The 26115-nt window shown below is 63.2% G+C and carries 23 protein-coding genes; 9 read left to right on the top strand and 14 right to left on the bottom strand.

The features are described from left to right. Nucleotides 1–104 precede the first annotated feature (104 nt). The 5 genes from LOY54_RS26030 to LOY54_RS26010 form a co-directional block, all read right to left on the bottom strand. Nucleotides 105–917 carry a protein-glutamate O-methyltransferase CheR gene (locus LOY54_RS26030; protein WP_093378402.1) on the bottom strand — a complete coding sequence of 271 codons (813 nt, stop codon included), beginning with the start codon at nt 915–917 and terminating at the stop codon, nt 105–107. Between the two features lie 287 nt (nt 918–1204). Next, a complete protein-coding gene (locus LOY54_RS26025) occupies nt 1205–1684 on the bottom strand; it encodes a glycine zipper domain-containing protein (protein WP_176794206.1) in 480 nt (159 codons plus the stop codon). A 210-nt stretch (nt 1685–1894) separates the two neighbouring features. Next, nucleotides 1895–4231 (bottom strand): FdhF/YdeP family oxidoreductase, encoded by a 2337-nt coding sequence (locus tag LOY54_RS26020; RefSeq protein ID WP_258608518.1) that lies wholly within the window; start codon nt 4229–4231, stop codon nt 1895–1897. Further along, nucleotides 4228–5067: a formate dehydrogenase accessory sulfurtransferase FdhD gene (gene fdhD / locus LOY54_RS26015; protein WP_045201171.1), complete on the bottom strand. Its 840-nt coding sequence runs from the start codon at nt 5065–5067 to the stop codon at nt 4228–4230. Before fdhD ends, LOY54_RS26020 begins: the two co-directional genes overlap by 4 nt. Nucleotides 5068–5162: 95 nt before the next feature. Next, nucleotides 5163–6050, bottom strand: a complete 888-nt coding sequence (locus LOY54_RS26010; RefSeq protein WP_045201172.1) for a LysR family transcriptional regulator — start codon at nt 6048–6050, stop codon at nt 5163–5165. An 84-nt stretch (nt 6051–6134) separates the two neighbouring features. Here LOY54_RS26010 and lysM point away from each other — a divergent pair, with 84 nt between their 5' ends. Next, a complete protein-coding gene (gene lysM / locus LOY54_RS26005) occupies nt 6135–6575 on the top strand; it encodes a peptidoglycan-binding protein LysM (protein WP_258608515.1) in 441 nt (146 codons plus the stop codon). On the opposite strand, the gene yrfG is transcribed toward lysM, so the two are convergent. After that, nucleotides 6576–7238 carry a GMP/IMP nucleotidase gene (gene yrfG / locus LOY54_RS26000; RefSeq protein ID WP_258608513.1) on the bottom strand — a complete coding sequence of 221 codons (663 nt, stop codon included), beginning with the start codon at nt 7236–7238 and terminating at the stop codon, nt 6576–6578. It abuts the gene before it with no gap. Nucleotides 7239–7317: 79 nt separating this feature from the next. On the opposite strand from yrfG, the gene nudE reads away from it, so the two are divergent. Both nudE and cysQ read left to right on the top strand, forming a co-directional pair. Then, nucleotides 7318–7884 carry an ADP compounds hydrolase NudE gene (gene nudE / locus LOY54_RS25995; protein WP_038998207.1) on the top strand — a complete coding sequence of 189 codons (567 nt, stop codon included), beginning with the start codon at nt 7318–7320 and terminating at the stop codon, nt 7882–7884. Further along, nucleotides 7881–8708, top strand: a complete 828-nt coding sequence (gene cysQ / locus LOY54_RS25990; RefSeq protein WP_093378418.1) for a 3'(2'),5'-bisphosphate nucleotidase CysQ — start codon at nt 7881–7883, stop codon at nt 8706–8708. The genes nudE and cysQ overlap by 4 nt, the downstream gene beginning before the upstream one ends. Here the strand turns inward: cysQ and LOY54_RS25985 are convergent. The 7 genes from LOY54_RS25985 to rfbB are packed head-to-tail and all read right to left on the bottom strand — an operon-like array spanning nt 8697 to nt 15773. After that, on the bottom strand, nt 8697–9152 hold the full coding sequence (locus tag LOY54_RS25985; protein WP_258608511.1) for a YiiD C-terminal domain-containing protein: 456 nt from the start codon (nt 9150–9152) through the stop codon (nt 8697–8699). The two genes, cysQ and LOY54_RS25985, sit on opposite strands and share 12 nt — an antisense overlap. Further along, complete coding sequence (locus LOY54_RS25980; RefSeq protein WP_258608509.1) at nt 9149–10558, bottom strand: sigma-54 dependent transcriptional regulator; 1410 nt, start codon at nt 10556–10558, stop codon at nt 9149–9151. The genes LOY54_RS25985 and LOY54_RS25980 overlap by 4 nt, the downstream gene beginning before the upstream one ends. After that, nucleotides 10555–12369, bottom strand: a complete 1815-nt coding sequence (locus tag LOY54_RS25975) for an ATP-binding protein (RefSeq protein WP_045201178.1) — start codon at nt 12367–12369, stop codon at nt 10555–10557. The genes LOY54_RS25980 and LOY54_RS25975 overlap by 4 nt, the downstream gene beginning before the upstream one ends. A gap of 35 nt (nt 12370–12404) precedes the next feature. Continuing rightward, nucleotides 12405–13280, bottom strand: coding sequence for a dTDP-4-dehydrorhamnose reductase (gene rfbD / locus LOY54_RS25970; RefSeq protein ID WP_258608507.1), 876 nt, complete (start codon nt 13278–13280; stop codon nt 12405–12407). Continuing rightward, on the bottom strand, nt 13277–13822 hold the full coding sequence (rfbC, locus tag LOY54_RS25965; protein WP_045201180.1) for a dTDP-4-dehydrorhamnose 3,5-epimerase: 546 nt from the start codon (nt 13820–13822) through the stop codon (nt 13277–13279). The genes rfbD and rfbC overlap by 4 nt, the downstream gene beginning before the upstream one ends. After that, a complete protein-coding gene (gene rfbA, locus LOY54_RS25960) occupies nt 13822–14694 on the bottom strand; it encodes a glucose-1-phosphate thymidylyltransferase RfbA (protein WP_093378435.1) in 873 nt (290 codons plus the stop codon). The genes rfbC and rfbA overlap by 1 nt, the downstream gene beginning before the upstream one ends. Beyond that, the gene (gene rfbB, locus LOY54_RS25955) at nt 14691–15773 is read right to left on the bottom strand and encodes a dTDP-glucose 4,6-dehydratase (protein WP_045201182.1); all 1083 of its coding nucleotides are present in this window, start codon (nt 15771–15773) and stop codon (nt 14691–14693) included. Before rfbB ends, rfbA begins: the two co-directional genes overlap by 4 nt. A gap of 213 nt (nt 15774–15986) precedes the next feature. Between rfbB and LOY54_RS25950 the strand changes: the two genes are divergently transcribed. The 4 genes from LOY54_RS25950 (at nt 15987) to LOY54_RS25935 (ending at nt 21457) form a co-directional block, all read left to right on the top strand. Further along, complete coding sequence (locus tag LOY54_RS25950; protein ID WP_258608504.1) at nt 15987–18896, top strand: aminotransferase; 2910 nt, start codon at nt 15987–15989, stop codon at nt 18894–18896. 170 nt (nt 18897–19066) lie between these two features. Then, nucleotides 19067–19945 carry an N-carbamoylputrescine amidase gene (aguB, locus tag LOY54_RS25945; protein ID WP_258595292.1) on the top strand — a complete coding sequence of 293 codons (879 nt, stop codon included), beginning with the start codon at nt 19067–19069 and terminating at the stop codon, nt 19943–19945. A gap of 20 nt (nt 19946–19965) precedes the next feature. Beyond that, entirely contained in the window at nt 19966–21072 is a 1107-nt protein-coding gene (gene aguA, locus LOY54_RS25940) for an agmatine deiminase (RefSeq protein WP_258608501.1), read from the top strand. Nucleotides 21073–21256: 184 nt separating this feature from the next. Continuing rightward, entirely contained in the window at nt 21257–21457 is a 201-nt protein-coding gene (locus LOY54_RS25935; RefSeq protein WP_258608498.1) for a hypothetical protein, read from the top strand. 71 nt (nt 21458–21528) lie between these two features. On the opposite strand, the gene LOY54_RS25930 is transcribed toward LOY54_RS25935, so the two are convergent. After that, nucleotides 21529–23631 (bottom strand): TonB-dependent siderophore receptor, encoded by a 2103-nt coding sequence (locus LOY54_RS25930; RefSeq protein ID WP_045201187.1) that lies wholly within the window; start codon nt 23629–23631, stop codon nt 21529–21531. 245 nt (nt 23632–23876) lie between these two features. On the opposite strand from LOY54_RS25930, the gene LOY54_RS25925 reads away from it, so the two are divergent. Together LOY54_RS25925 and LOY54_RS25920 are read left to right on the top strand one after the other, a co-directional pair. After that, nucleotides 23877–24566 carry a DsbA family protein gene (locus tag LOY54_RS25925; RefSeq protein WP_123565248.1) on the top strand — a complete coding sequence of 230 codons (690 nt, stop codon included), beginning with the start codon at nt 23877–23879 and terminating at the stop codon, nt 24564–24566. A 228-nt stretch (nt 24567–24794) separates the two neighbouring features. After that, entirely contained in the window at nt 24795–26096 is a 1302-nt protein-coding gene (locus LOY54_RS25920; RefSeq protein ID WP_045201189.1) for an OprD family porin, read from the top strand. Nucleotides 26097–26115: the final 19 nt, after the last annotated feature.

The raw sequence follows: 26115 nt of genomic DNA, 5'->3' as shown, positions 1-26115 counted from the left end.
GCAAAAGAAGAGGGGCGGCAGGTTTGCTCGGTCCGGATGAGCGCTGCCGCGCGGTGGCGCGATCAGTATCGGGGGCCTGCCGCAGGTCCCGACAGCGCCGGCCATCATAGGCGTTCGAACACCGAGGGCAGGATCGGCCGCAAGGGCAGGTCGAGGCCGTGGATGCTCTCGCTATGCCCGATCAGCAGCAGGCCACCCGGGCGCAGGCAGGCCAGCAGGCGATGAACCACGCGCTGCTTCTCATCCTGACTGAAATAGGTCAGCAAATTGCGCAGAAAAATCACATCGAACAGGCCCAGGTCGGTGGGCAGCGACTGGATCAGGTTGATCGGGCGAAACCGCAGGCGCTCGCGCAGGGACGCCACCATGCGCATGCGCCCGGCCATTTCGCCGACGCCGCACAAGCAGTAGCGTTGCAGCCAGCCTTCGGGAAAGTAACGGGCCTGGGCGACGTCATAGATGCCTTCGCCTGCCTGCTCGAGCAGGTTGCGGCTGACGTCGCTGGCCAGCACGCTCCAGTCGTCGTTCACGGCGTGTTCGCTGGCGACCATGGCCAGGCTGTAGGCTTCTTCGCCAGAGGCGCAGGCAGCGCTCCAGAGCCTTAACGGGCGGGGCATGTCGCGCAGCCACTGGGCGAGGAATTCGAAATGGCGATGTTCGCGGAAGAAGTAGCTGTCGCGGGCAACCAGCAGGTCGAGCACCCGCTGTTGTTCCTGCTGCTGGTCAGGCTGTTCGACCAGATGCAGGTACTGTTCGAAGGAGGCCAGTTGCAGGTGCCGCAGGCGCTTTCCCAGGCGCGCTGCCACGGCGGCGCGGCGGTCGGCGGCGAGGAACACGCCGGTGCGCTGGCTGACCAGGGTGCGAAAGCGCAGGAACTGGGCTTCGCTCAGTAACGGAGGGCGGCTGCCGGCAGGCATCTCACACCCCTCGTGCACAGGGCAATCGGGCCGTCTTTGCGTGATAGCTGCGCATTCCCTGCGTCCATTGGCTGATTGGGAACGGCCGATGATAGCTACTGGCTATAACCGCCAGAATCGGGGTTGCCCCTAGGTCACAGGTGGCTGGCAAGCAGAAGGGAATTCAGGGCCTGCCGGGACTGGCCGGAAGATCGGCCTGCAGGGCTTGATCGGTAACGCGCGGGGTGATGCAGCGATCCCTGCCCATGGGGGCAGGGACTAGGAGTTTGGCTTAAGCCCGACAGGCTTCAGCGGTGACGCCAGTGCTTTTTGTGCTTGCGGTGGCCGTAGTGGTGGCCACGGTCGTAGTAACGACGGTCGTCGTAGCCGCGACGGTAGCGACGGTCATCGCGCTCGTCTTCATCGGCCTTGTTGCCCATGTAGTTACCCAGCGCGCCGCCGGCACCACCGCCTGCGGCCGCACCGATATAGCTACCGGTGGTGCCGCCCATGCTGCGGCCGACCACGTTGCCGCCGGCTGCGCCCAGGGCACCACCGATTGCGGCTTCACCGCGCTGGCGCTTGTCGGCACCGACCGCACTGCCGGCTGCGCCGCCCAGGCCCGCACCGATTGCACCGCCGGTGCTGCCGCCGATCGACTGACCGACCACCGAGCCCAGTACCCCACCCAATGCGCCGCCAATACCGGCTTCGGTGGTGCCACCTGCCGAGGCAACGCCGCTGAGCAGGCCAAGAGACAACAACAGAATCGAGGAGTACTTCATCAAGAAAGCCTCATAGGGATGACGAGGCGATCCTGAGGCTGGGGAGGGGGGCTGGCAAACGAAATCCGACGAGTAACACGAGTTGTACACAATTTTCTAAGTTACTGTTTTCACTGTGAAACTTTATCGTTTTTCGCGTGTCTGAGCTTACTTGGAACGCGGCCCTGACAGTGATGTCAGGGCCTTTTTTGTGCCTGTTTGCCGCCGATTCTGTCAGAGGATCCGGGCGTTGTCGCTGGCAGGTTGCAACTGGATCGCGACGAACTTGGAGGTCGGCGTGTGGCTGCCATCGCCCACGCTCTCCAGCGGCACCAGCGGGTTGACCTCCGGATAGTAGGCCGCCGCCTGGCCGGCCGGAATATCGAAGGCCAGCAGGGTGAAGCCCTTGACCCGCCGCTCGCGACCATCGCTCCACAACGAGACGATATCGGCCTTGTCCCCGGGGTGGAAGCCCAGGCGGACGATGTCGGCTTCATTGGCGAACAGCACGTTGCGCTGGCCCTTGACCCCACGGTAGCGGTCATCCAGGCCATAGATGGTGGTGTTGTACTGATCGTGCGAGCGCATCGACTGCATGATCAGGTCCGGCACCTGGCCGCTGGCGCGCACACGCTCGTGCAGCAGGTCGTCCGGCAGGGCGTTGGCCTTGAAGTTGGCCCGGCCGCTGGCGGTCTTCCATTGCCGCTGGCCGGCGCTGTTACCCAGGTAGAAGCCGCCCGGGTGTTGCAGGCGCTGGTTGAAGTTGTCAAAGCCGGGGATGGTCTGGTCGATCAGGTCGCGGATGCGCCCGTAATCGGCGATCAGCCAGTTCCAGTCCACAGGCTTGGCACCGAGGGTGGCGTTGGCAATCCCGGCGATCACTGCAGGCTCTGAGCGCATTTGCCGCGACAGTGGCTGCAACTGGCCATTGGAGGCGTGGACCATGCTGAACGAGTCTTCCACCGTTACTGCCTGCGGGCCTTGGCCCTGCAGGTCGATATCGGTCCGGCCCAGGCACGGCAGAATCAGCGCCTGCTTGCCATGCAGCAGGTGGCTGCGGTTGAGCTTGGTGCTGATCTGCACGGTCAGCGCGCAGTTGCGCAGGGCCTGGGCGGTGCGTTCGGTGTCCGGGGTGGCTTGGGCGAAGTTGCCGCCCAGGGCAATAAACACCTTGGCCTGGCCGTCGGCCATGGCGCGGATCGCCTCGACGGTGTTGTGGCCATTGTGGCGCGGTACCTTGAAGCCGAAGCGGCGCTCCAGGGCGTCGAGCAGGGCCACCGGCGGCCGTTCGTTGATGCCCATGGTGCGGTCGCCTTGCACGTTGCTGTGGCCACGCACCGGGCACAGGCCGGCACCGGGAACGCCGAGGTTACCGCGCAGCAGCATCAGGTTGGCGATTTCCTGGATGGTCGCCACCGAATGGCGATGCTGGGTGATGCCCATGGCCCAGCACATGATGACCTTCTTGGCCCTGCAGTACATGCGCGCGGCTTGCTCGATCTCGGCCAGGGTCAGGCCCGATTGCGCGGTGATCTGCTCCCAGGAGGTGGCGTCGACCGCGGCCAGGTAGCCCAGTACGTCCTGGGTATGCTGGTTGAGAAAGTCGTGATCGAAGATCGCCGGGGCATTGTTGGCCTGGGCTTCACGCTCCCACTGCAATAGGAACTTGGCCATGCCGCGCAGCACCGCCATGTCGCCGCCCAGGGCTGGGCGGAAGTAGGCGGTGTTGGTCGGGCGGTCGCCGTTGGTGAGCATTTCCAGCGGGTGCTGCGGGTGCTGGAAACGTTCCAGGCCGCGTTCTTTCAGCGGGTTGACGCAGACCACCTGGGCGCCGCGCTTGACCGCCTCGCGCAGCGGTTCGAGCATGCGCGGGTGGTTGGTGCCGGGGTTCTGGCCCCAGACGAAGATCGCGTCGGCATGTTCGAAATCGTCGAAAGTCACCGTGCCTTTACCGACCCCGACACTCTGCCCAAGTGCCACGCCGCTGGCCTCGTGGCACATGTTCGAGCAGTCGGGGAAGTTGTTGGTGCCGTAGGCGCGCACAAACAGCTGGTACAGGTAGGCCGCCTCGTTGCTGGCCCGGCCAGAGGTATAGAACTCGGCCTGGTCCGGGCTTTCGAGCTGTAGCAGGTGTTCGGCGATCAGGGCGAAGGCGCCATCCCAGTCGATTGGTTGGTAGCGGTCGGTGCTGGCGTCGTAGACCATCGGTTCGGTCAGCCGGCCCTGGTATTCGAGCCAGTAGTCGCTCTGGGCCAGCAGCGAAGTGACGCTGTGGCGGGCGAAGAACGCGGCATCGACGCGGCGCTTGGTCGCTTCCCAGTTCACCGCCTTGGCGCCGTTTTCGCAGAACTTGACCATGCCGCTTTCCGGCGAGTCGCCCCAGGCGCAGCCAGGGCAGTCGAAGCCGCCGTTCTGGTTGGTCTTGAGCAGCGCGCGGATGTTCTTCAGGGCATTGTCGCTGCCGATCCAGGCCTGGGCCACGCTGCGCAGCGCGCCCCAGCCGCCAGCGGCGCCGTGGTAGGGTTTATAGCGGGGCACAGGCTTGTGGTCGGCTTGGTGATGCAGGCTCACGTTCGGTTCTCCCGCACGGGGCTGAACACCCGTGGTGCGCTGTGTTTGGGCAGGTGAATAAGGTTGAGGTTGTGCCGCCGTGCCCACTGCAGGGCCAGGCCGGTAGGCGAGGACAGGCTGACCAGGGTCTGGATGCCGGCTCGCAGCACCTTCTGGATCAACTCCAGGCTGCAGCGGCTGGTGACGATCGCCAGGCCGCCGTCGAGGCTGATGTGCTGGCGCACCAGGGCACCGATCAACTTGTCGAGGGCGTTGTGCCGGCCGATGTCTTCGCGGCCCAGGAGGATCTCGCCCTGGTTGTTCATGAACAGTGCCGCATGCACCGCGCCGCAGTGCTGGCCCAGGGGCTGGAAGGCATCCATGCGCTGGCGCAGGCCGGCCAGCCATTGCGCGGGTGGCAGCGGAGCACCGGGCAGCACGGCAAGGTCGGGCAGCGCCTGCTCCACCGCCTCAACACCGCACAGGCCACAGCCACTGGTGCCGGCCAGTTGCCGGCGCTGGGTCTTGAGGTTCCAGAAGGCGCGGTTGGCAATCTCGACTTCGGCATGCACGGCAGAACCGTTGCCGGTGAACTTGACGTCGTAGATCTCGTTGGCCGAAGCGATGATGCCGCTGCCGATGCTGAAACCGACGATAAAGTCTTCAAGGTCCGTGGGGCTGACCAGCATCACGGCCTGGCTGATGCCGTTATAGGCGATCGCCAGCGCGACTTCCTCGGCCAGTGCGGTATGGGCCTGGCTGTCGTCGTCAAGGTGGCAGTAGTCGTAGGTGTTGCTGGCCGCGGGCGCAGTCACAAGCGGGGTGGACGCCGCACAGGCCGGGGGTTTAGTGCTCATCAGCAGAGGTACCGGCGGCTGTTCAGCTTTAAGCCTAGGCTTGCGCTCGGGTATCGTCTAATCGCTAATGCTGATGCTTTGATAGACGGCGTCGATCAAGCCTCGCCGCGCAGCGCTTGATATTCGCCCAGGCACACCTCGGCCAGGGCCGAGCGCGGCGCCGTGCGACGCATGATCAGGCCCAATGGTGCCAGGGTGCAGGCCTGTTCGATCGGTTGCAGGCGCAGCCGTTCGGTGAGCACTTCCAGCCCTGCCGCCAACGGCATGATCGCGCAGCACAGGCCGCCGCTGACGGCCTGGGCCAACTGATGGACGGCATCGGTCTGCAGCAACAGCTGCGGGGTCAGGCCGCGGCTGTGGAAGTTATGGTCGATCGACTGGCGAAAATGCATGCCGGCGGTGAGCAAGCCCAGCGGCAGTTCGGTCAGCTGTTGCCAGCTTAGGGGCTGCTCGTCGAAGCGGAAATGATCTGGATCATATAAAAGCCCCATGCGCGTCTCGCCCAGCGGCAGCGCCTGGAAGCGTTCGTGGTCGAGCCGGTCGAGGTATGACACGCCCAGGTCCAGCTGGTTGCTGGTCAGCTGTTCGAGGATCTGCTCGGAGCTCAGGGCGCTGAGTTCGAAGCGCAGTTCCGGGTGCTGCTGGTGCATGCGCCGTAACAATGGCAAGGGGTCGAAGCTCGACAACGGCACCACGCCCAGGCGCAGGGTACCGACCAGGTGGCCACGGCAGGCGGCCGCTTCGGCGTTCAGGCCATCGTAGGCGGCGATCACCGAGCGCGCCCAGGCCAGCACCCGCTCGCCCTGAGCGGTGAAACCCTCGAAGCGCTGGCCACGGTTGACCAGGGCCAGGTCCAGCTCTTGCTCCAGGTTGCGCAAGCGCATCGACAGGGTTGGCTGGGTCACGTGGCAGCGGGCGGCGGCCTGGCCGAAGTGGCGGGTTTCATCCAGGGCGATGAGGAATTTGAGTTGTTTGATGTCCATCGTCGCTCCACGGCGCAAAGCAGGCGAAGCATTCTAACCTGTCCTAAACTCCAGGCTCCGAGATTCATCACCAAGGAGAGCGGTATGAGCATTTTCAGTTTCATCAAAGAAGCCGGCGAGAAAATCGTCGACCTGCTGACGCCGGGTAATGCCAATGCCGGCGAGCAGTTGCAGAAGCACGTGGAGGCGGTTGGACTCGGTAACCCCAACGTCAAGGCTACCGTCGATGGCGACAAGGTCACGGTGACCGGCGAAGTGTCCAGTCAGGAAGAAAAAGAGAAAATTCTCCTGGCGCTGGGCAACATTGCCGGTGTGGCGTCGGTAGATGATCAAATTACTGTCACCGGCCCGGTTGTTGCGGCTGCTCGCTTCGTCGTCGTGAAGAAGGGCGACACCCTCAGCGCCATTTCCCTGGCCGTGTACGGCAATGCCAACCAGTACAACAAGATTTTCGAAGCCAACAAACCGATGCTCAAGCACCCGGACAAGATCTACCCGGGCCAAACCCTGCGCATCCCCGAGTAATCACAACCCTTCGAGCAACGCCCGGTAGTCGTCCACCGCGGCGAACTCTTCGGTATCCCGCGGCCCTTTGCGGCTATCGGGCTGGCGCACCGCAAGCAGGTGCGCCACGCCGAAGTCGCGGGCGCTGCGCAGGATCGACAAGGTGTCGTCGATAAACAGGCTGCGTTGCGGGCTGAAGCCGATATCGGCCTGCAGGGCGCTCCAGAACTGCGGGTTCTCCTTGGGGTAGCCGTAGTCATGGGAGCTGATCAGGCGCTCGAAGTAAGGCGCCAGCTCCACCCGCTCCAGTTTCAGCGACAGCGAATCGCGATGGGCGTTGGTGATCAGGATCACCCGCTTGCCGGCCTGTTTGATCGCCTGCAAAAAGGTGTCGGCATCCGGGCGCAGGGCGATCAGGTGGGCGGTCTCACGCTTCAGCTCGCGCACCGGGAGGTTCAGCTCGCGGCTCCAGAAGTCCAGGCAGTACCAGTTCAGCGAGCCGGCGTGCTGCTCGAACAGCGGCTGCAGCTCGAGCTCGGCCATGGCCCGGCTGATGCCGTGCAGTTCGGCGTAGCGCTGGGGCAGCTGCTCGAGCCAGAAATGGTTGTCGAAGTGCAGGTCGAGCAGGGTGCCGTCCATGTCCAGCAGGACGGTATCGATGGTGGACCAGGCTAAAACGGGCATATGAAATTCTCGAACAGTCATTAGGCAGCGGCCGGGCAAGCCACGGTATAGTAACCCGTTCACGCCAAGGAGCCGCCCCATGCGCCAGAAACCCACCGTCCTCTCTCGCGAGATTGTCGCCAGCAGTCGCCTGTTTCGCGTCGAAGCCGTGCAATTGCGCTTTGCCAACGGCGCCGAGCGCACCTATGAGCGCCTGGTCGGGCGCGGCAACGGTTATGGCGCGGTGATGATCGTGGCGATGCTCGACGCCGAGCACGCGGTGCTGGTGGAGGAGTACTGCGGCGGCACCGACGAGTACGAGCTGTCGTTGCCCAAGGGCTTGATCGAGCCGGGCGAAGACGTGCTGGCGGCGGCCGACCGAGAGCTCAAGGAAGAAGCAGGTTTCGGTGCCCGGCAACTGGAGCACCTGACCGAGCTTTCGCTGTCACCGGGTTACATGAGCCAGAAGATCCAGGTGGTGCTGGCCACCGACCTCTACGAGGAACGCCTGGAAGGCGATGAGCCCGAGCCGATGCGTGTCGACAAGATCAACCTGCGCGAGCTCTCGGCCCTGGCCCAGCATCCGCAGTTTTCCGAAGGCCGGGCCCTGGCGGCGCTGTATCTGGTGCGCGACTTGCTGAGCCAGCGTGGGGTGTTCCCGCTATGAACGATATTGAACTGATGCAGCACGTGGTGGAGCTGGCTCGCCAGGCGGGCAAGGCCATTTTGCCGTTCTGGCGCGCCGATGTGGCGGTGACGGCCAAGGCCGACGAATCGCCGGTCACCGCCGCCGACCTGGCTGCCCATGACGTCATTGCCGAGGGTTTGCGCGCCCTGGCGCCGCAGATCCCGGTGTTGTCGGAAGAGGACTGCGATATTCCCCTGGGCGAACGGCAAGGCTGGCAGCGCTGGTGGCTGGTCGATCCGCTGGATGGCACCAAGGAATTCATTGCCGGCACTGAAGAATTCACCGTCAACATCGCTCTCATCGAGCAAGGCCAGGTGGTGTTTGGCGTGGTGGCGATTCCCACCAACGGGCGTTGCTATTACGGCGGCAAGGGCTTCGGGGCCTGGCTGGCGGAAGCGGGCGGCGTGCCTAAGGCCATCAGCGTGCGCAACGCGCCGACTGCGGGTGAGCGATTTACCGTGGTTGCCAGCCGCCGGCACTCCAGCCCGCAACAGGAAGCCTTGCTGGCCGGCCTGAGCCAGTCGGTAGGGGAGCTGGAGCTGGCCAATATCGGCAGTTCGCTGAAGTTCTGCTTATTGGCTGAGGGCGTTGCCGATTGCTACCCGCGCCTGGCACCGACCTCGCAGTGGGACACCGCAGCAGCCCAGGGCGTGCTCGAAGGCGCCGGCGGCGAAGTGCTTGGCCTCGATGGCCAGGCCTTCGTCTACCCTGCGCGCGAGTCCTTGCTCAACCCGTTCTTCCTGGCCTTGCCGGCGGCCGCGCCGTGGCGCGACAAGCTGCTGCAGCAAGCCCTAGCGGTGTAGCACGTACTGGCCGCTGAACTGCACGGCAGCCTCGCTGCTGCCGGCATTGCTGACCTGGGTGTGCAGGTTCAGGCGCGCCCGGCCCCGGCGCTGATAGGTGGTAATGAATCGCTCCCAGACCTTTTGCTCCGGCGCCGCGCAGGTGGCGATGGCCGCGCCGGTGACTGGCAGCGGATAACTGATCTGGCCTTCCTGGATGACGATATGCCCGTCATCGACCCCCGCTTCGCGCAACCTCAGGTGCAGCCAGCCCCAACCGACCAGCACCGCCGCGCAGTACAGGCTGCCGCCGAACATGGTGCTCTTGTGGTTGACGTTGGCCTCCAGCGGTAGCTGCAGGCGCAGGCAATGTTGCTGCCAGTCGAGTACCTGCAGGCCCATTTGCCGGGTCAGCGGGATGTCGCTGTGCAATACCGATTCCAGGTAGTGGCTGTCCGTGCTCATGGACGGTTGTCCTCCAGGTCATCGCTGTGATGGTTGTCGCCAAAGCTCAGGCCGTGTTTACGCAGCTTGTCGTGCAGGGTCTTGCGCGGGATGCCGAGGGCCTCGGCCAGGCTGCGTAGCGAACTGTGCGAGCGCGCCAGTTCCGCGGCGATCAGCGAGCGTTCGAACTGCTCGACCTGTTCGCTGAGGTTGCCGCTGCCGATGCTGGCCACGGGACCGTCGGCCGCAGGCGGCAGGTCACCGTCCAGGGCCAGTTCCAGGCCCAGGGCGAAGCGCTCGGCAGCGTTTTGCAGCTCACGGACGTTGCCCGGCCATTCATGGCGCAGCAGCAACGCCCGTTGCGTCGGTTGCAATGCCGGCACTGGCAGGCCGTGGCGCTCGCCGGCGGCGTGGGCAAAGTGTTGGAACAGCACCAGGATGTCTTCGCCGCGCTCGCGCAGCGGCGGAATGCGCAGTGGTGCGACGTTCAGGCGGTAATACAGGTCGGCGCGAAAGCGCCCCTGGTCAGCGGCCTGGCGCAGGTCTTCCTTGGTTGCGGCAATGATGCGGATATCCAGCGGGATCAACTGGTTGCCGCCCAGGCGCTCGACTACACGCTCCTGCAGCAGGCGCAGCAGCTTGACCTGGACATCCAGGCTCATGCTTTCGATTTCATCGAGGAACAACGTGCCGCCGTTGGCGAATTCGAATTTGCCGATGCGACGCTTCTGCGCGCCGGTGAAAGCCCCTGGCTCGTGGCCGAACAGCTCGCTCTCGACCACCGATTCGGCCAGGGCGCCGGCGTTGATGGCCACGAACGGGCCGTCGCGGCGGCTCGACAGGTCGTGCAGGGCGCGGGCCACCACCTCTTTGCCGGCGCCGGTTTCGCCAAGGATCAGCACATCGGCGCGGGTGCCGGCCAATGCGCCAATTTGCTCGCGCAGGCGCAGCATCGGCGCCGAGTGACCGACCAGGCGCGTGCTCAACTCCTGGCGATCGCTCAGGGCCAGGCGCAGGCTGCGGTTGTCCAGCACCAGGCGGCGCAGGGCCAGGGCGCGGCGCACACTGTCGAGCAGGGCATCGCTGGCGAAGGGTTTCTCCAGAAAGTCGTAGGCGCCGGCACGCATGGCCTGCACCGCCAGCGGCACGTCGCCGTGGCCGGTGATCAGCAGCACCGGCAGCTCCGGGTCCTGGGCGTGCAGTTGCTGCAGCAACTCGAGGCCGTCGATGCCAGGCATGCGGATATCGCTGACCACCACGCCCGGCCAGTCGCGCTCGATGCGCCCGGCCAGGCCCTGGGCGTCGCTCAGGGGCAGGATCTTCAGCCCGGCGAGGTCGAGGGTCTGGCTCAGCGCCTGGCGCAGGTGCGGGTCGTCGTCGACCAGGATCACCTGCGTGCGGCTGTCGATGAGCGGCTCGGTCGTCATGCCGATGGGTCCTCCGAAGTGGGTAGGGTGGCGCCGGGCTTGGCGATGCGCAGTTGCAGGGTAAGCAGGGCGCCGCCTTCCGGGTGGTTGCCGAGCAGCAGCTCGCCGCCCAGCGCCCGCATCAAGGTATCGCAGATTGCCAGGCCCAGGCCAAGGCCCTGGGTGCGCGTCTTGGTGGTGAAAAACGGCTCGCGGGCGCGGGCCAGGGCCTGGCTGCTGAAGCCCGGACCGTTGTCGCGTATGTACAGGTAGACGTTGCCATCGCGCTGTTCGGCACTGAGCCAGAGTTTGCGCGGGTTGGCTTTTTCGGTCAGCGCGTCGAGGGCGTTGGCCAGCAGGTTGCCGAGCACCTGGCGCAAGCGGGTTTCGCCGGCCTGGACCCACAGGGTTGCCTCTGGCAGGTCGCGCACCAGTTCCACGGCCATTGCCCGCCGACGCTTGGCCAGCAGCGCCAGTGCATCGTCCAGCGCCGGCTGCAGGGCCACGCTTTCCGGGGCGTGGCGGTCGCGGCGGGCGAAGGCGCGCAGATGGGCGATGATCGAGGCCATGCGCCCGGTCAGTTCGCTGATCAGCTTAAGGTTGCTGCGGGCATCGTCGGTACGCTGGTGATCGAGGAGAATCTCGGCGTTCTCGGCGTAGCTGCGGATCGCCGCCAGCGGCTGGTTGAGTTCGTGGCTGATGCTTGCCGACATGGTACCCAGTACCGACAACTTGCCGGCCTGCACCAGCTCGTCCTGGGCGCGCACCAGTTCTTGCTGGGCCTGTTCGCGCTCCAGCACTTCTTCCTTGAGGCGGCTGTTGAGGCCTTCGAGGTCGGCAGTGCGCTCGATCACGCGCTTTTCCAGCTCCTGGCGGCCGTGGGCTTCAAAGTCGATGCGGTCCATGTAGTGGCGGCGCCGCTGCATGATCAGGCCGAGCAGCAGCATCAGCACCAGCAAGGTGGCGCCGCCGATGGCCACCACCGTGCGTACCGAGCGGTCGATCAGCGTGCGCGGGGCGAGGATGCTGACCTGCCAGCCGGTCTCGTCGATGGCCTGGGTCTGGGTCAGCCAGGCCTTGGGGTCGAGGGTCAGCGGCTTGGGTGACTGGGTCGGGTAGGGCTGGATGGCAACGATGGCTTCGCGCTCGGCGTCGCTCAATGGCCGGGTGGCACGGAAGCGCCAGTCGGGGCGCGAGGTCAGGATCACCACGCCATTGTGGTCGGTCAGCAGCAGCTGCTCCGGGGTCTTGCCCCAGAGGGTTTCGGTATGGTCCAGATCGACCTTGACCACCAGCGCGCCGATCACCTGATCGCGGTCGCGTACCGCGGCGGCAAAGAAGTAACCACGCTTGGCCGAGGTAGTGCCCTGGCCGAAGAAACGCCCCAGGCGCCCGGCAATGGCTTCGCTGAAATAGGGGCGGAAGGCAAAGTTGCGACCAATGAAGCTGTCGTGCTTGTCCCAGTTGGAGGCTGCCAGGGTGTTGCCGTTGGCATCCATCAGGTACATGACTTCGGCGCCGGTCTGGGTGGCGATGTCCTTGAGCAGGCGGTTGGCGTTGGTCAGGGTTTCCAGGCGCAGCGGGTCGGCCAGCACTGCGCGCAGGGCCGGCAGGTCGCCGAGGATCTGCGGCAGGGTTTCGTAACGGTGCAGGGTGCCGAGCAGGTTGGCGACGTAGAGGTCGAGGGTCTGGCGGTTCTGTCCGGCCAGTTCGTCCTGGTAGTAGCGCTCGGCGAGGTGCTGCAACGGCCACAGCAAGGGTGCCAGGCACACGGCAAGGATGGCCAGGCTGCGCCAGCGAGGGCGGCGGGGTACGGGTGGGGTTATGTTCATCGCAACTGCGCCAGAATGATCTGGCGCATTATGCGCTACTTCAGGCAGTCGATCAGCGCCTGCTGCCAGTGCGGCTGGCTGACGTGCCACTCGCGTTGCAGGCGGCTGCAATCGAGGCGCGAGTTTAGCGGGCGGCGCGCCGGGGTCGGATAGTCGCAGGAGGCGATTGGCAACAGCTCGGCGCAGGGCAAGCCCTGGGCCTTGAGTTGCTCGCCAATGGCCTGGGCAAAACCGAACCACGAGGTCTCCCCTTGCGCGGTCAGGTGATAGACACCCCAGGCACCGGCCTGGCCAGCCTGCCAGCGTTCGATCAGGGCACGGGTGCTGTGGGCGATGGTGCCCGCCCAGGTCGGCGCGCCGATCTGGTCGGCGACGATGCGCAGCTCGGGTTTTTCCTGCAGCAGGCGCTGCATGGTCAGCAGGAAGTTGCGTCCGTGGCGTGAGTACACCCAGCTGGTACGCAGGATCAGATGCTGGCCACCTACCGCGGCAATCGCCTGTTCGCCGGCCAGCTTGCTGCGTCCGTAGACGCCGAGCGGGTTGGGCTCGTCGTCCTCCGTGTAAGGGGTGGCCTTGCTGCCATCGAACACGTAGTCGGTGGAGTAGTGGATCAGCGGAATGCCAAGCTTCGCGGCTTCTTCGGCAAAAATGCCGGGAGCCTGGGCGTTGATCGCAAAGGCCAGCTCCGGCTCGCTTTCGGCCTGATCCACCGCAGTGTGGGCCGCGGCGTTGATGATCAGGTCGGGCTTGAGCTGCTGCACCTGGCCACGGATGGCTTCGGGGTACGCCAGGTCGAGCTGGTCACTGCCCAGCACCTGCAACTGCGCCAGGTCGCCCAGTTGCTGTTGCAGCGCCTGGGAAACCTGGCCGTTGCGGCCGGCGATAAGGATGCGCGGTTGGCTGTGCTTCACGGGAACAGGTCTGCCTCATGCAGGAACTTGCCGACCTGGTCCTTGGCTGAAAGCACCGGTGCGCTTTCAAGTTCCCAGTCGATCGCCAGGTCCGGGTCATCCCAGCGGATGCAGCGCTCGGCAGACGGCACATAGTAGTCAGTGGTCTTGTAGAGAAACTCGGCGAAGTCGCTCAGCACCAGAAAACCATGGGCAAAGCCCTTGGGAATCCACAACTGGCGATTGTTCTGGGCCGAAAGCCTGACACTGACCCAGCGGCCAAAGGTCGGTGAGTGGCGGCGGATATCGACGGCCACATCCAGCACTTCGCCTGCAGTTACCCGCACAAGCTTGTCCTGGGTATGTTCAACCTGGTAATGCAAACCGCGCAGCACATTTTTTTGTGAGCCGGAATGATTGTCCTGAACAAAGTGGGCATCGATGCCTGTTGCTTCCTGGAACGAGCGCTCATTGAAGCTCTCGAAGAAAAAGCCTCGTTCATCACCGAAGACCTTCGGCTCGATCACAAGAACATCAGGCAGCGCGCTGGCTGTTACTTTCATTAACGTTTCCCTACGAGACCGAACAGGTACTGACCGTAGCCGGTCTTGCCGAACATCTTGCCTCGCTCCAGCAGATGCGCTTCATCGATCCAGCCCTGCTGGTACGCGATTTCTTCAAGGCAGGCGACCTTCAGGCCCTGACGGTGTTCGATGGTCTGCACGTATTGCGATGCTTCCAGGAGACTGTCGTGGGTGCCGGTGTCCAGCCAGGCGAAACCGCGCCCGAGCAACTGGACATTGAGGTCGCCGCGCTTGAGATAGGCGTTGTTGATGTCGGTGATTTCCAGCTCGCCGCGTGGCGAAGGTTTGACCGCCTTGGCGATCTCGACCACGTCGTTATCGTAGAAATACAGGCCTGTCACTGCGTAACTGGACTTGGGTTGTGCCGGTTTCTCTTCGATGGAAAGGGCGCGGCCTTCATCGTCGAATTCGACGACGCCGAAACGCTCCGGGTCCTTGACCCAGTAGCCGAACACGGTGGCACCGGCACCCTGCTGGGCTGCCTTGCGCAGCTGCGGAGTGAAGCCCTGACCGTGGAAAATGTTGTCGCCCAGGATCAGGCACACCGAATCATCACCAATGAATTCTTCGCCGATCAGGAAAGCCTGCGCCAGGCCGTCCGGAGAGGGCTGCTCGGCATAGCTCATTTCGATACCGAACTGGCTGCCATCACCCAGCAGTTGCTTGTAGTGCGGAAGATCCTGCGGGGTGGAGATCAGCAGGATTTCGCGAATACCGGCCAGCATCAGTACCGAGATCGGGTAGTAGATCATCGGTTTGTCGTAGATCGGCAGCAGTTGCTTGGAAACACCCAGGGTGATGGGGTGCAGGCGGGTGCCGGAGCCGCCCGCCAGGACGATACCTTTGGTCATGCAATCAGATCCTTGAATTCGCTGGCGCCCAGGCGCTGGCCTTGATAACTGCCGTCTTGTACCCGCTGGCACCATTGCAGGTTGTCCAGGTACCACTGTACGGTCTTGCGCAGGCCGGTTTCGAAGGTTTCTTCGGGAACCCAGCCCAGTTCACGCTCGATCTTGCTGGCATCGATCGCGTAGCGCTGGTCATGGCCCGGGCGATCCTGAACGTAGGTGATCAGGTCGGCGTAGTTGGCAATGCCAGCCGGACGTTGTGGCGCCAGCTCTTCGAGCAGGGCACAGATGCCGCGTACGACGTCGATGTTCTTCTGCTCGTTGTGGCCGCCAATGTTGTAGGTCTCGCCAACTTCGCCTTCGGTTACCACCTTGAGCAGGGCGCGGGCATGGTCTTCGACGAACAGCCAGTCACGCACCTGCAGGCCGTTGCCATACACAGGCAACGGCTTGCCTGCCAGGGCATTGAGGATCACCAGCGGAATGAGTTTTTCCGGGAAGTGGAATGGGCCGTAGTTGTTCGAGCAGTTGGTGATCAGTACCGGCAGGCCATAGGTGCGCTGCCAGGCGCGGACCAGGTGGTCGGACGCAGCCTTGCTGGCGGAGTAGGGCGAGCTTGGTGCGTAAGGCGTGGTTTCGGTGAACAGGTCATCGACGCCATGCAGGTCGCCATACACTTCGTCGGTGGAAATGTGATGGAAACGGAACGCCGTGCGCTCATCGGCCGGCAGGCTCAGCCAGTAGGCGCGAGTTGCCTCGAGCAGGCTGTAGGTGCCGACGATATTGGTCTGGATGAAGTCCGAAGGGCCGTCAATCGAGCGGTCGACATGCGACTCTGCCGCCAGGTGCATGATCGCATGTGGCTTGAAGCGCTCAAGCACAGCGCTAACGGTGGCCTGATCGACGATATCCGCCTGGACGAACTCATAGCGGGTGTCGGTCGCGATACTGGTCAGCGATTCCAGATTGCCTGCATAGGTCAGTTTGTCGAGGTTGAGCACTTCGTGCTCGGTATTGGTGATCAGGTGACGCACCAGCGCCGAGCCGATAAAGCCGGCCCCGCCGGTGATAAGAATTCGCATGTCGGACTGCCTTTCTTCCGTAACTGACATTGAACTTAGGGTGCACAGCTTGTGGCCGGGTGCAGGCAGGCGCAAGCAAAAAGCGCCGAACAGTCCTTCTTACCCGGGCTGCTCGATGAAACTGAGCAAATGTTGCGCAATTTTAGCCGTTATTCTTGCCAACCGGCACAAGCAGTGGCGATATAGGCAACAAAAAAATGAGGTCCCCTGCCCATGTCGCTCAGTACCCTGATCCATCGCTCCAGCCAGCCATGCCCTGAAGTCAGTGAACAGCAGGCCGCAACCCTGTTGCAGGAACACTATGGCCTGAGCGGCTCATTGCAGGCATTGGGCAGCCAGCAAGACCTGAATTTTCTTATCGATTCGGACCATGGGCGCTACGTGCTGAAGGTTTGCCATGGCGCCTATGCCGAGCAGGAACTGCAAGCCCAGCATGCCGCCCTCGGCTTCCTGCGCGATCAGGGGCTGCCAGTGCCTGCGGTGCAGGCTGCCCGATCCGGTGAGCAACTGTTGACGGTGACTGTCGACGGCCAACCGCTACGCGTGCGCTTGCTCGACTATATAGAAGGCCAGTCACTGACCCGCATCAAGCACATGGAGCCGCGCCTGGTAGCTGAGCTCGGCCGCCTGTGCGCGCGGGTCGACCAAGCTCTGGCCAGTTTCACCCACCCGGGCCTTGAGCGCACATTGCAGTGGGATCCGCGCCATGCCCAGGCGTTGATCGATCACCTGTTGCCGATACTGGATAACAACCCGCAGCAAGCCAGGGTAAAAGCCGCCGCAGATCAGGCCTGGGAACATCTGCAGCCGTTGATCAACGATCTGCCATCGCAAGCCGTGCACCTGGACATCACCGATGACAACGCCGTATGGGCGCGCGATGAGCAACGCCAGTGGCAACTGCAGGGGGTCATCGATTTCGGCGACCTGATGCACACCTGGCGCATTGCCGACCTCTCGGTCACCTGCGCGGCCTTGCTGCACCACGCCGAAGGCGATCCCCTGCGCATCTTGCCGGCGATAGAGGCTTATCATGCGCTCAACCCGCTGAGCGCCGCCGAACTCAACGCCTTGTGGCCATTGGTGGTGGCCCGCGCTGCGGTGCTGGTGCTAAGCAGCGAGCAACAACTGAGCGTCGACCCCGGCAACAGCTATAGCCGGGACAATCTGGCTCACGAGTGGGAAATTTTCGACGTCGCTACCAGCGTGCCGTTCGAACTGATGCAGGCGGCGATTATGCAGTCGAGCGGGCATGAGCTGCCTGCGCTGGCGCTGGAAGGCTCGGCGCCACTCCTGCCGAACTCGGTGGCTGCCCAGGTGATTGGTGTGGACCTGGGCGTGCTAAGCGAGCATTACCAGGCCGGCAACTGGCAGCAAGCCGGCATTGATCAGCGCGTGCTGGCGCAGCAGGCCAGTGCTTCAGGCGCTGCCAGCAGCCTGTATGGGCAGTACCGCCTGTCGCAGACCCACATCGACAATCCCGCGGAACCTGCGACGTTCGCCCTGCATGTCGAACTGCATCTGCCTTGCGCCACGGTGCTCCAGGCTCCTTGGGCCGGGACCTGGCACCAATATGGCGAAGACAGCGGCTGCCTTGAGGGCAGTGAATGCAGCCTGTGGTTGCACGGGCTGGATCAGACGCCGGCCGACGGGCAGGCATTGGCCATCGGACAGTCTCTGGGCGCCACTGGCGCAGTGTTGACGGTCCAGTTATGCCGGGTGGCCGGCTTGTATCCACCAGCTTTTGTCGTGCCTTCGCGGGCCCAGGCCTGGCAGGCATTGTGCCCCTCGCCGCAAGCCATCCTCGGCTTTGCCTGCGACGCCGAACCGCTGGTCGATGCCCAGGCTTTGCTGGCTCGGCGCGATGCCAGTTTCGCCCGCTCGCAAAAACACTATTACCAGCAGCCGCCGCATATCGAGCGCGGCTGGCGCAACTACTTGTTCGACATGCAGGGGCGGGCCTACCTGGACATGCTCAACAACGTTGCGGTGCTCGGCCACGGGCACCCGCGCATGGTCGCCGAGTCGGCGCGGCAATGGTCGTTGCTCAATACCAACTCGCGTTTTCATTATGCCGCCATCGCCGAATTCTCCGAGCGCTTGCTGGCCCTGGCACCGAGCGGCATGGACCGGGTATTTCTGGTCAACAGCGGCACCGAGGCCAACGATCTGGCGATCCGCCTGGCCTGGGCCTACAGCGGTGGGCGTGACCTGCTGAGCGTACTTGAGGCCTATCACGGCTGGTCGGTGGCCACCGATGCGATTTCCACCTCCATCGCCGACAACCCCCAGGCCTTGAGCACCCGGCCGGACTGGGTTCACCCGGTGATTGCGCCCAACACCTATCGCGGCGCCTACCGGGGCGCCGAGAGCGCCGCCGACTATCTGCGCGACGTCGATGCCAAGCTCGATGCGCTGGCTGCCGAGCAGCGGCAACTGGCCGGGTTCATCTGCGAGCCGGTGTACGGCAATGCCGGCGGCATCTCGTTGCCTGCGGGTTACCTGCAGCAAGCCTATGCCAAGGTGCGGGCGGCGGGCGGGGTATGCATCGCCGACGAAGTGCAGGTCGGCTATGGCCGGCTGGGCACCTGGTTTTGGGGTTTTGAAGAGCAGGGCGTGGTGCCGGACATCATCACCATGGCCAAGGGCATGGGCAACGGCCAGCCACTGGGCGCGGTCATCACCCGCCGCGAGATTGCCGAGGCGCTGGAAGCCGAGGGCTATTTCTTCTCCTCCGCCGGCGGCAGCCCGGTCAGTTGCCGAATCGGCATGGCCGTGCTTGATGTCATGGAAGAAGAAGGGCTATGGGACAACGCCCGGGAAGTCGGCGGCTACTTCAAGTCACGGCTGCAACAATTGGTCGATAAACATCCGCTGGCGGGTGCCGTACACGGCTCCGGCTTCTACCTGGGGCTGGAACTGGTGCGTGACCGCCAGAGCCTGGAGCCGGCCAGTGCCGAGACTACCCTGCTGTGCAACCGCCTGCGTGACCTGGGTATCTTCATGCAGCCTACGGGCGATTACCTCAACATCCTCAAGATCAAGCCGCCGATGTGCACCACCCGCGCGAGCGTGGACTTCTTCGTCGACAGCATCGACCGGGTACTGTCGGAAGACCTGTAACCCTTGAGCTAAAGCCGGTTAATCCGATTGTTATCGAATTAACCGGCTTTTTTACGCCTGGTATTTTCCATTTTCCACTTTTAAAGCCGATATTTATCGGATATAAATGCCTCCATTATCACCAGGGTGGCCTGGCCTTGTTGGCCCGAGCACCTGCCGAGGAGGAATGCATGAGCCGCACTGTCACTGTTGCCGCCACCCAGATGGCCTGCTCCTGGGACCGCCAGGGCAACCTGGAAACCGCCGAACGGCTGGTCCGCGAGGCGGCCGCCAAGGGCGCACAGATCATCCTGATTCAGGAACTGTTCGAAACCCCGTACTTCTGTCAGAAGCCCAATCCGGACTACCTGCAACTGGCCACAGCGGTTGAAACCAACGCCGCCCTCGGTCATTTCCAGAAGCTCGCCAAAGAGCTGCAGGTGGTGCTGCCGATCAGCTTCTACGAGCTGGCCGGGCGTGCGCGTTTCAACAGCATCGCGATCATCGATGCCGACGGCAGCAACCTCGGTGTGTACCGCAAGACCCACATTCCGGATGGCCCCGGCTACCACGAAAAGTACTACTTCAACCCGGGCGACACCGGCTTCAAGGTCTGGCAGACCCGCTACGCGAAAATCGGCGTCGGCATCTGCTGGGACCAGTGGTTCCCCGAGTGCGCACGCAGCATGGCCCTGCTCGGCGCCGAGGTGCTGTTCTACCCGACCGCCATCGGTAGCGAGCCGCACGACCAGAGCATCTGCTCGCGCGACCACTGGCAGCGTGTGCAGCAAGGTCATGCCGGTGCCAACCTGATGCCGCTGGTGGCCAGTAACCGTATCGGCCGCGAACAACAGGACGGCTACGACATCACCTTCTACGGCTCCTCCTTCATCGCCGACCAGTACGGCGAGAAGGTCCAGGCGCTGAACGAGACCGAGGAGGGTGTGCTGGTGCATACTTTCGACCTCGATAAACTTGAGCACACCCGCAGTGCCTGGGGTACTTTCCGCGACCGTCGTCCGAATCTGTACGGCCCGCTGAAGACCCTCGACGGCGCGCTGCAATCCTGAAAGTTCAGCAAGGATCCTCTATGAAAACGCTTACCAGTACCCCGCGCGCCGACGGCTTCCACATGCCTTCCGAATGGGCGCCACAAACCCAGGTCTGGATGGTCTGGCCCGAGCGCCCGGACAACTGGCGCCTGGGTGGCAAGCCGGTACAGGCTGCCCACGTGACCCTGGCCAAGGCCATCGCCCGTTTCGAGCCGGTGACCGTTGCCGTCTCGGCCGCGCAGTACGACAACGCCCGGGCGCGCCTGGACCTGCCGAACATCCGCGTGGTGGAAATCAGCAACGACGACGCCTGGGTGCGTGATACCGGCCCGACCTTCGTCATCAACGACAGCGGTGAAGTACGCGGCGTCGACTGGGGTTTCAATGCCTGGGGCGGCTTCGAGGGTGGCCTGTACGCGCCGTGGAACCGCGACGAGCAACTGGCCAGCAAGGTGCTGGAGATGGAGCGCTGCCAGCGCTACCACACCGAAGGCTTCGTGCTCGAAGGCGGCTCGATCCATGTCGACGGTGAAGGCACCCTGATCACCACTGAAGAATGCCTGCTCAACCACAACCGCAACCCGCACCTGAACCGCGAGCAGATCGAAGCCATCCTGCGTGACCACCTGGCCGTGGACAGCATCATCTGGCTGCCCGATGGTCTGTACAACGACGAAACCGACGGCCACGTCGACAACTTCTGTTGTTACGTCCGCCCAGGAGAAGTGTTACTGGCCTGGACCGATGATCCGCAAGACCCCAACTATGCACGCTGCCATAGCGCACTTGAGGTGCTGGAAAACAGCCGTGACGCCAAAGGTCGCGCCTTCACCGTGCACAAGATGCCGATTCCGGGGCCGCTGTTCGCCACTGAAGAAGAGTGCGCCGGGGTCGATCCGGTGGCCGGCAGCCAGGAGCGCAACCCGTCGGTGCGCCTGGCTGGCTCCTACGTCAACTTCCTGATCGTCAACGGCGGCATCATCGCCCCGAGCTTCGACGACCCGGCAGATGCCGAGGCTAGAGCGATTCTGGCGCGGGTGTTCCCTGACCATGAAGTGGTCATGATCCCCGGGCGCGAGATGCTCCTGGGCGGCGGCAACATCCATTGCCTGACACAGCAACAACCGGCGCCAGCCAAAGGCTGAAGTGCACTAAGAAAACAGCCCGTCGATTGACGGGCTTTTTTATGCGTGGACGACGACCGGCATAGTCTTCTGGCACACCTCTTGTATTTGTTTTGCATTGTATTTCAAACAGATAGACCAGCATGGTTCTGTCACAAAGTTTGAGTAGGTTAGCCGCTCACGGCCCCAGGGAGTACGTGTCGAAATGAATGCAGCAAGTGAGCCGGCTTCGCCCCCATCAGCGGTGAATCAAGAGTCCCTCCAGCGCGTGGCGCAATGGTTGAAACACCATGGAGCAAACCGGGTCAGGAAGGCCGATCAGCGTCGCTCGTTACTGGCGCGTTATCCGGCAGGCCTGCTGAGCGAGGCAGAGCTGGAAGCGCTGCTGGGTGATGGCAGCCGCTAGAGGGTTCGGCAACAACAATGAAAAGGGCGGCATTGCCTGAACATTGCCGCCCTTTTTTTATTGCCTGGTGTTTAGAAGCTGTAGGTGCCGGTCACGATCAGGCTGCGCGGGTCGCCAAACTGGATCTGCGCGGCGCTGGTGGCCGAGCTGTAGTAGGTTTTGTCGGTAATGTTGTTGAGCGCCGCGCGCAGGTCCCAGTCCTTGGTACGAAAGCCTGCCAGCGCGTCCCAACGGCCATAGCCGGGCAGCACGGCGGTGTTCTGGTTGTCGGCATAGCGCTCGCCGACCAGGGTCAGGCCGGTTTCGCCGTACCAGCCCATTTCCGGTTTCCAGGTAACGAACAGGCTGGCGTTGCGCTTGGCAACGTTGCTCACGCGGTTGCCTTCCTGGCCGTTGTTGTCCTCGACGATGGTTGCATCCTGGATACCGATACCGCCGCGTACGTACCAGTTGCCAACGATGTTGCCGGTGGCGGTCAGCTCGACGCCGCGTGAGCGCTGCAGGCCGCTGAGCAAGGTGATGCCCGGGTTGTTCGGGTCGCTGGTGCGGCGGTTGTAGAGCTCCAGCTCATAAACCGCCAGGGTGGTGCTCAGGCGTTCGTCGAACCAGTCGCTCTTGACCCCGACTTCTTTCTGCCGGGTCTGTTCCGGGCTGGTTTCGTTGGTATTGCCGGCCGCACCCGGGGTAATGCCGATCAGGCCGCCGCCGACTGGCGAGAAGGTCTTGCTCCAGGAGGCATAGAAGGAGTGTTCCTTCCACGGCGAATAGACCACGCCCAGACGCGGGCTGGTGCTGTTGCTGTCCTGCTTCTCGGAGATACCGCGGACCTTGTTGGTGGTTTGCACTTCGAACTGGTCGAAACGCACCCCGGCCAGCACTTGCCACTGATCATTCAGGCGCAGTTGGTCCTGAAGGTACAGGCCGCGGCTGTCGACCACGGTGTGGTTGTTGCTGGAGACCACCATGGTGCCGTTGTGCTGCAGGTTACGGTTGGGGTTGTTCAGGTCCAGGCCCGGCACCGGGCGAGCGCCTGCGCCGGAAGTCGCTGCAGTGTATAGGATCGGATCGCGGCGCTGGTTACCGAACTCAAGGCCGGTGAGCAGGGTGTGCTGCAAGCCGAAGGTGTCGAAATTGCCTTCCAGTTCCAGGTTGTTGAACAGGTTGCGGGTGTTCAGGTCCTGCTGCCAGCGCTGGCGGGTAACCTGGTTGGTGGTGGCGTTGTAGCCGGTCAGGTAAGTGTTGTCGAAATCGCTGTTGAGCTTGAACAGGCCCAGGGTGTGGCGCACTTGCCAGGTGTCGTTGAGCTGGTAGTTCAGGCGCGAGCGCAGCGATTGCGCCTTGTCGTCGATGAAGTCGCGCTGGGTATCGCCGTAGGTGGTGTCGCGACCAACGTCGGCCGGGCGGCCGTTGACGCTGGGGATGCCGCGATCGGGGGTACGGTTGTAGCGGCTGTACTCGTATTGCACCAGCCAGTTCAGCTGCGGGGTCAGCTGCCAGCTCATCGAGGGCGCGAACAGCTGGCGGCTGCCGTCGATGCCGTCGCGGAAACTGTTGTTGTCCTGGTTGCCCATGTTCAGGCGCAGGCTGATGTTGTCGCTCGGGTCGGCGCTGAGGTCGGCATACAGGCTGCGCAGGTCCTCGCTGCCGCCCTGGGCCTCGATGCTGGAACGGCGGCCGGCTTCCGGCATCTTGCTCACCCGGTTGACGATCCCGCCCTGGCTGCCACGGCCATAGAGCACCGCGGCAGGGCCCTTGAGCACCTCGACCCGCTCGATATTGTGCAGGTCGCGCACGTATTGGCTGTCGTCGCGGATACCGTCGAGGTAGAAGTCGTTGCTGGCATCGAAGCCGCGGATGCGCACGCTGTCAAAGCGCGTGTCGGCGCCGCTGCTGACGTTGGGGATGCCGCTCAGGGCTTTGCCAAGGTCGTTGCTGCCGTAATCCAGCACGTTGCTGGTCTTCACCGAATCGATAGCCTGCGGCACGTAGCGGGCGGGCGTGGCGGTACGGGTTGCGGTGCTGACTTCACGTACCCGTGGGTCATCGCGTTCACGGTCAGACTCGGCGGTAACCGAGACTTCGGGCAACGTGGTGGTGGCAGCAGTGACCAGCCCTGAGCTGAAAAACAGCGACAGGCCCAGGGTCAGGGGAGAGAGGCGGCAAGGGGCAAGCATGACGGACATCCGGGCATTTATTAGAGTGAGAAATTTTGCGCGAATGATAATGCTTGCCATTTACTAACGTTAATTGTTTCTGGGTCTATCGACGAGCTGTTTGTTTCAAAATATTTCTGTCTATCAGCCTTTTGTTTTAGCGGTGAATTTGTACTGTTTTTCGCAACAAAGCTGTAACCCGTGCAGCGTTTTTCGCAACCTTCATCCGGCCTAACCTGACGTCATCATTTTTTCAGGAGGCGCTCATGCCGGTACAAACCACCCTTCACTATGTGTTCGATCCGCTGTGCGGCTGGTGCTACGGCGCTGAGCCGTTGATCAATGCGGCCAGCGGGCTGATGCCGGTTGTGCTGCACGGTGGCGGGATGATGGCCGGAGCCAATCGCCAGAAGGTCTCGGCGCAGTTGCGCGACTTCGTCATGCCCCATGACCGGCGTATTGCCGAGTACACCGGGCAGCCCTTCGGCCAGGACTACTTCGAGGGCCTGTTGCGTGACAACGACGCCGTCTTCGATTCACAGCCACCCATAGCGGCGATCCTGGCAGCAGAGCAGCTCGCCGGGCGTGGCCTGGAGTTGCTGGCGCGCTTGCAGCGTGCGCACTACGTGGAAGGCCGGCGGATTGCCGATGATGGCGTGCTCAAGGCCATCGCCGCCGAGATGGGCCTGCCTGCACCCGCCTTTGCCAGTGCATTGCGCGATGTGGATACCCAGAGCCATATGCGCACCAGTCGTGCGTTCATGGCCAGCGTCGGTGGCCAGGGCTATCCAACCCTGGTGCTGGAACGCGAAGGGCGGCTGCAGGTCATCGACATCGGTCCTTTCCTCGGCAAGCCTGAGGCCTTCGTGCATTGGCTGGACAGGGAGTTCTATCTGAGCGCGGAGAAAGATGCCGCAAACGCGGCGTTCTGTGCCGCGGATGGCTGCGATCTGTAAGCAGAAACACTTACTTTTCACGAATTTTTGACATGCTGATCCGCACACGGATAGGATTCGGTCAACGCCTGTAGGCCCATCGGCCAAGAGTCCAGAAAAAAAGGCCCGCTGCGAACACTCGCAGGCGGGCTTTTTATTTTCAGACCCGTGAGCGTCAACCCACGCAGGGGGCGTGGTTTTTGGCGTTTGGTCGCAGAGCGTCTTTGACTAAGTAATAAGGAAAATAAAATGTTGAAAACCAGGATCAGTCTGGTCGCGCTGGGGCTTATGGCCGCGACTCAGGCTATGGCCAATGACCAGGCCGAGGCCAAGGGCTTCGTAGAAGACAGCAAAGCCAGCGTTCTGCTGCGCAATGCCTTCATCAATCGTGACAAGAAGCACCATACCAACGACCAGAGCGAGTGGGGCCAGGCCTTCATCGGCAAGTTCTCCTCCGGCTACACCCAGGGCACCGTTGGTGTCGGTGTCGACGCCTTCGGCCTGTACGCAGTGCGTCTGGACGGTGGTAAAGGCCGCAACGGCGGTGGCGGTATCGACTTCTTCAAGCCGGCGGACGGCGACTCGCCGACCAACCAGCAGAACTCCCCGCACAACCTGGCCCGTGGTGGCGCAGCAATCAAGTTCCGCATCTCCAACACTGTACTGAAGTACGGTGACCAGATGCCTGAGCTGCCAGTGCTGCAGTACGACGACGGTCGCCTGCTGCCAGAAAGCTACACCGGTACCCTGATCACCTCCAAGGAGATCAAGGGCCTGGAACTGAACGCCGGTCGTTTCACCCAGGAAGCCCGTAAAAGTGCTGAAGGCCGTGACAGCGGTGGCCTGAAGTCGATCAACGTATTCGGCGGCAGCTACAAGTTCAGCGAAAACCTCTCGGCTTCGCTGTACACCTCCGACGTCGAAGACGTGCTGAAGAAGCACTACCTGGGCGTGAACTACGTTCACCCGATCGCCGACGACCAGTCGCTGACCCTGGACTTCAACGGCTACAAGTCGGACATCGACAAGAAGTACGTCGCTGCCGCCGACCTGACCGGTGACTCCAACACCATCTGGAGCCTGGCGGCTACCTACGCCTTCGGCCCGCACTCGATTACCATCGCCCACCAGCGCAGCACTGGCGACACCGGTTATCAGTACGGCTTCTACCAGAACGCCGGTGGCGTGGGTGACGGTGGTTCGACCATCTACCTGGCCAACTCCTACTGGTCCGACTTCAACGCTGAAGACGAGCGTTCCTGGCAGCTGGGCTACGGCCTGGACTTCGGCGCCTTTGGCGTACCGGGCCTGACCTACAAAGTGGCCTACGTGCGTGGTGACAACATCAACACCCACGGCTTCGGCGAAGGTAAAGAGCGCGAAATCTTCAACCAGTTCAAGTACGTGGTTCAGGAAGGCCCGGCCAAGGACCTGTCCGTCAAACTGCGTAGCTCGTTCCTGCGTACCTCCGAAAGCGTTCGTCAGAACGGCTACAACGACGACGGCAACGAAGTTCGCGTGTTCGTCGAGTACCCGATCAGCATCCTCTGATAGCTGTCTGGTGTCTCCA

The sequence above is a fragment of the Pseudomonas sp. B21-032 genome, assembly GCF_024748965.1.
Taxonomy (GTDB): Bacteria; Pseudomonadota; Gammaproteobacteria; order Pseudomonadales; family Pseudomonadaceae; genus Aquipseudomonas.
The sequence above is the reverse complement of the archived record's forward strand: the minus strand, read 5'-3'. Positions and strand labels throughout refer to the sequence as shown.

What these genes read in the sequence shown, in the direction of transcription:
- LOY54_RS26030 (WP_093378402.1), bottom strand. Translation starts at nt 917, where the DNA reads ATGCCTGCCGGCAGCCGCCCTCCGTTACTGAGCGAAGCCCAGTTCCTG.
- fdhD (WP_045201171.1), bottom strand. Translation starts at nt 5,067, where the DNA reads ATGAGCACTAAACCCCCGGCCTGTGCGGCGTCCACCCCGCTTGTGACT.
- LOY54_RS26010 (WP_045201172.1), bottom strand. Translation starts at nt 6,050, where the DNA reads ATGGACATCAAACAACTCAAATTCCTCATCGCCCTGGATGAAACCCGC.
- lysM (WP_258608515.1), top strand. Translation starts at nt 6,135, where the DNA reads ATGAGCATTTTCAGTTTCATCAAAGAAGCCGGCGAGAAAATCGTCGAC.
- yrfG (WP_258608513.1), bottom strand. Translation starts at nt 7,238, where the DNA reads ATGCCCGTTTTAGCCTGGTCCACCATCGATACCGTCCTGCTGGACATG.
- nudE (WP_038998207.1), top strand. Translation starts at nt 7,318, where the DNA reads ATGCGCCAGAAACCCACCGTCCTCTCTCGCGAGATTGTCGCCAGCAGT.
- cysQ (WP_093378418.1), top strand. Translation starts at nt 7,881, where the DNA reads ATGAACGATATTGAACTGATGCAGCACGTGGTGGAGCTGGCTCGCCAG.
- LOY54_RS25985 (WP_258608511.1), bottom strand. Translation starts at nt 9,152, where the DNA reads ATGAGCACGGACAGCCACTACCTGGAATCGGTATTGCACAGCGACATC.
- LOY54_RS25980 (WP_258608509.1), bottom strand. Translation starts at nt 10,558, where the DNA reads ATGACGACCGAGCCGCTCATCGACAGCCGCACGCAGGTGATCCTGGTC.
- LOY54_RS25975 (WP_045201178.1), bottom strand. Translation starts at nt 12,369, where the DNA reads ATGAACATAACCCCACCCGTACCCCGCCGCCCTCGCTGGCGCAGCCTG.
- rfbC (WP_045201180.1), bottom strand. Translation starts at nt 13,822, where the DNA reads ATGAAAGTAACAGCCAGCGCGCTGCCTGATGTTCTTGTGATCGAGCCG.
- rfbA (WP_093378435.1), bottom strand. Translation starts at nt 14,694, where the DNA reads ATGACCAAAGGTATCGTCCTGGCGGGCGGCTCCGGCACCCGCCTGCAC.
- rfbB (WP_045201182.1), bottom strand. Translation starts at nt 15,773, where the DNA reads ATGCGAATTCTTATCACCGGCGGGGCCGGCTTTATCGGCTCGGCGCTG.
- LOY54_RS25950 (WP_258608504.1), top strand. Translation starts at nt 15,987, where the DNA reads ATGTCGCTCAGTACCCTGATCCATCGCTCCAGCCAGCCATGCCCTGAA.
- aguB (WP_258595292.1), top strand. Translation starts at nt 19,067, where the DNA reads ATGAGCCGCACTGTCACTGTTGCCGCCACCCAGATGGCCTGCTCCTGG.
- aguA (WP_258608501.1), top strand. Translation starts at nt 19,966, where the DNA reads ATGAAAACGCTTACCAGTACCCCGCGCGCCGACGGCTTCCACATGCCT.
- LOY54_RS25935 (WP_258608498.1), top strand. Translation starts at nt 21,257, where the DNA reads ATGAATGCAGCAAGTGAGCCGGCTTCGCCCCCATCAGCGGTGAATCAA.
- LOY54_RS25930 (WP_045201187.1), bottom strand. Translation starts at nt 23,631, where the DNA reads ATGCTTGCCCCTTGCCGCCTCTCTCCCCTGACCCTGGGCCTGTCGCTG.
- LOY54_RS25925 (WP_123565248.1), top strand. Translation starts at nt 23,877, where the DNA reads ATGCCGGTACAAACCACCCTTCACTATGTGTTCGATCCGCTGTGCGGC.
- LOY54_RS25920 (WP_045201189.1), top strand. Translation starts at nt 24,795, where the DNA reads ATGTTGAAAACCAGGATCAGTCTGGTCGCGCTGGGGCTTATGGCCGCG.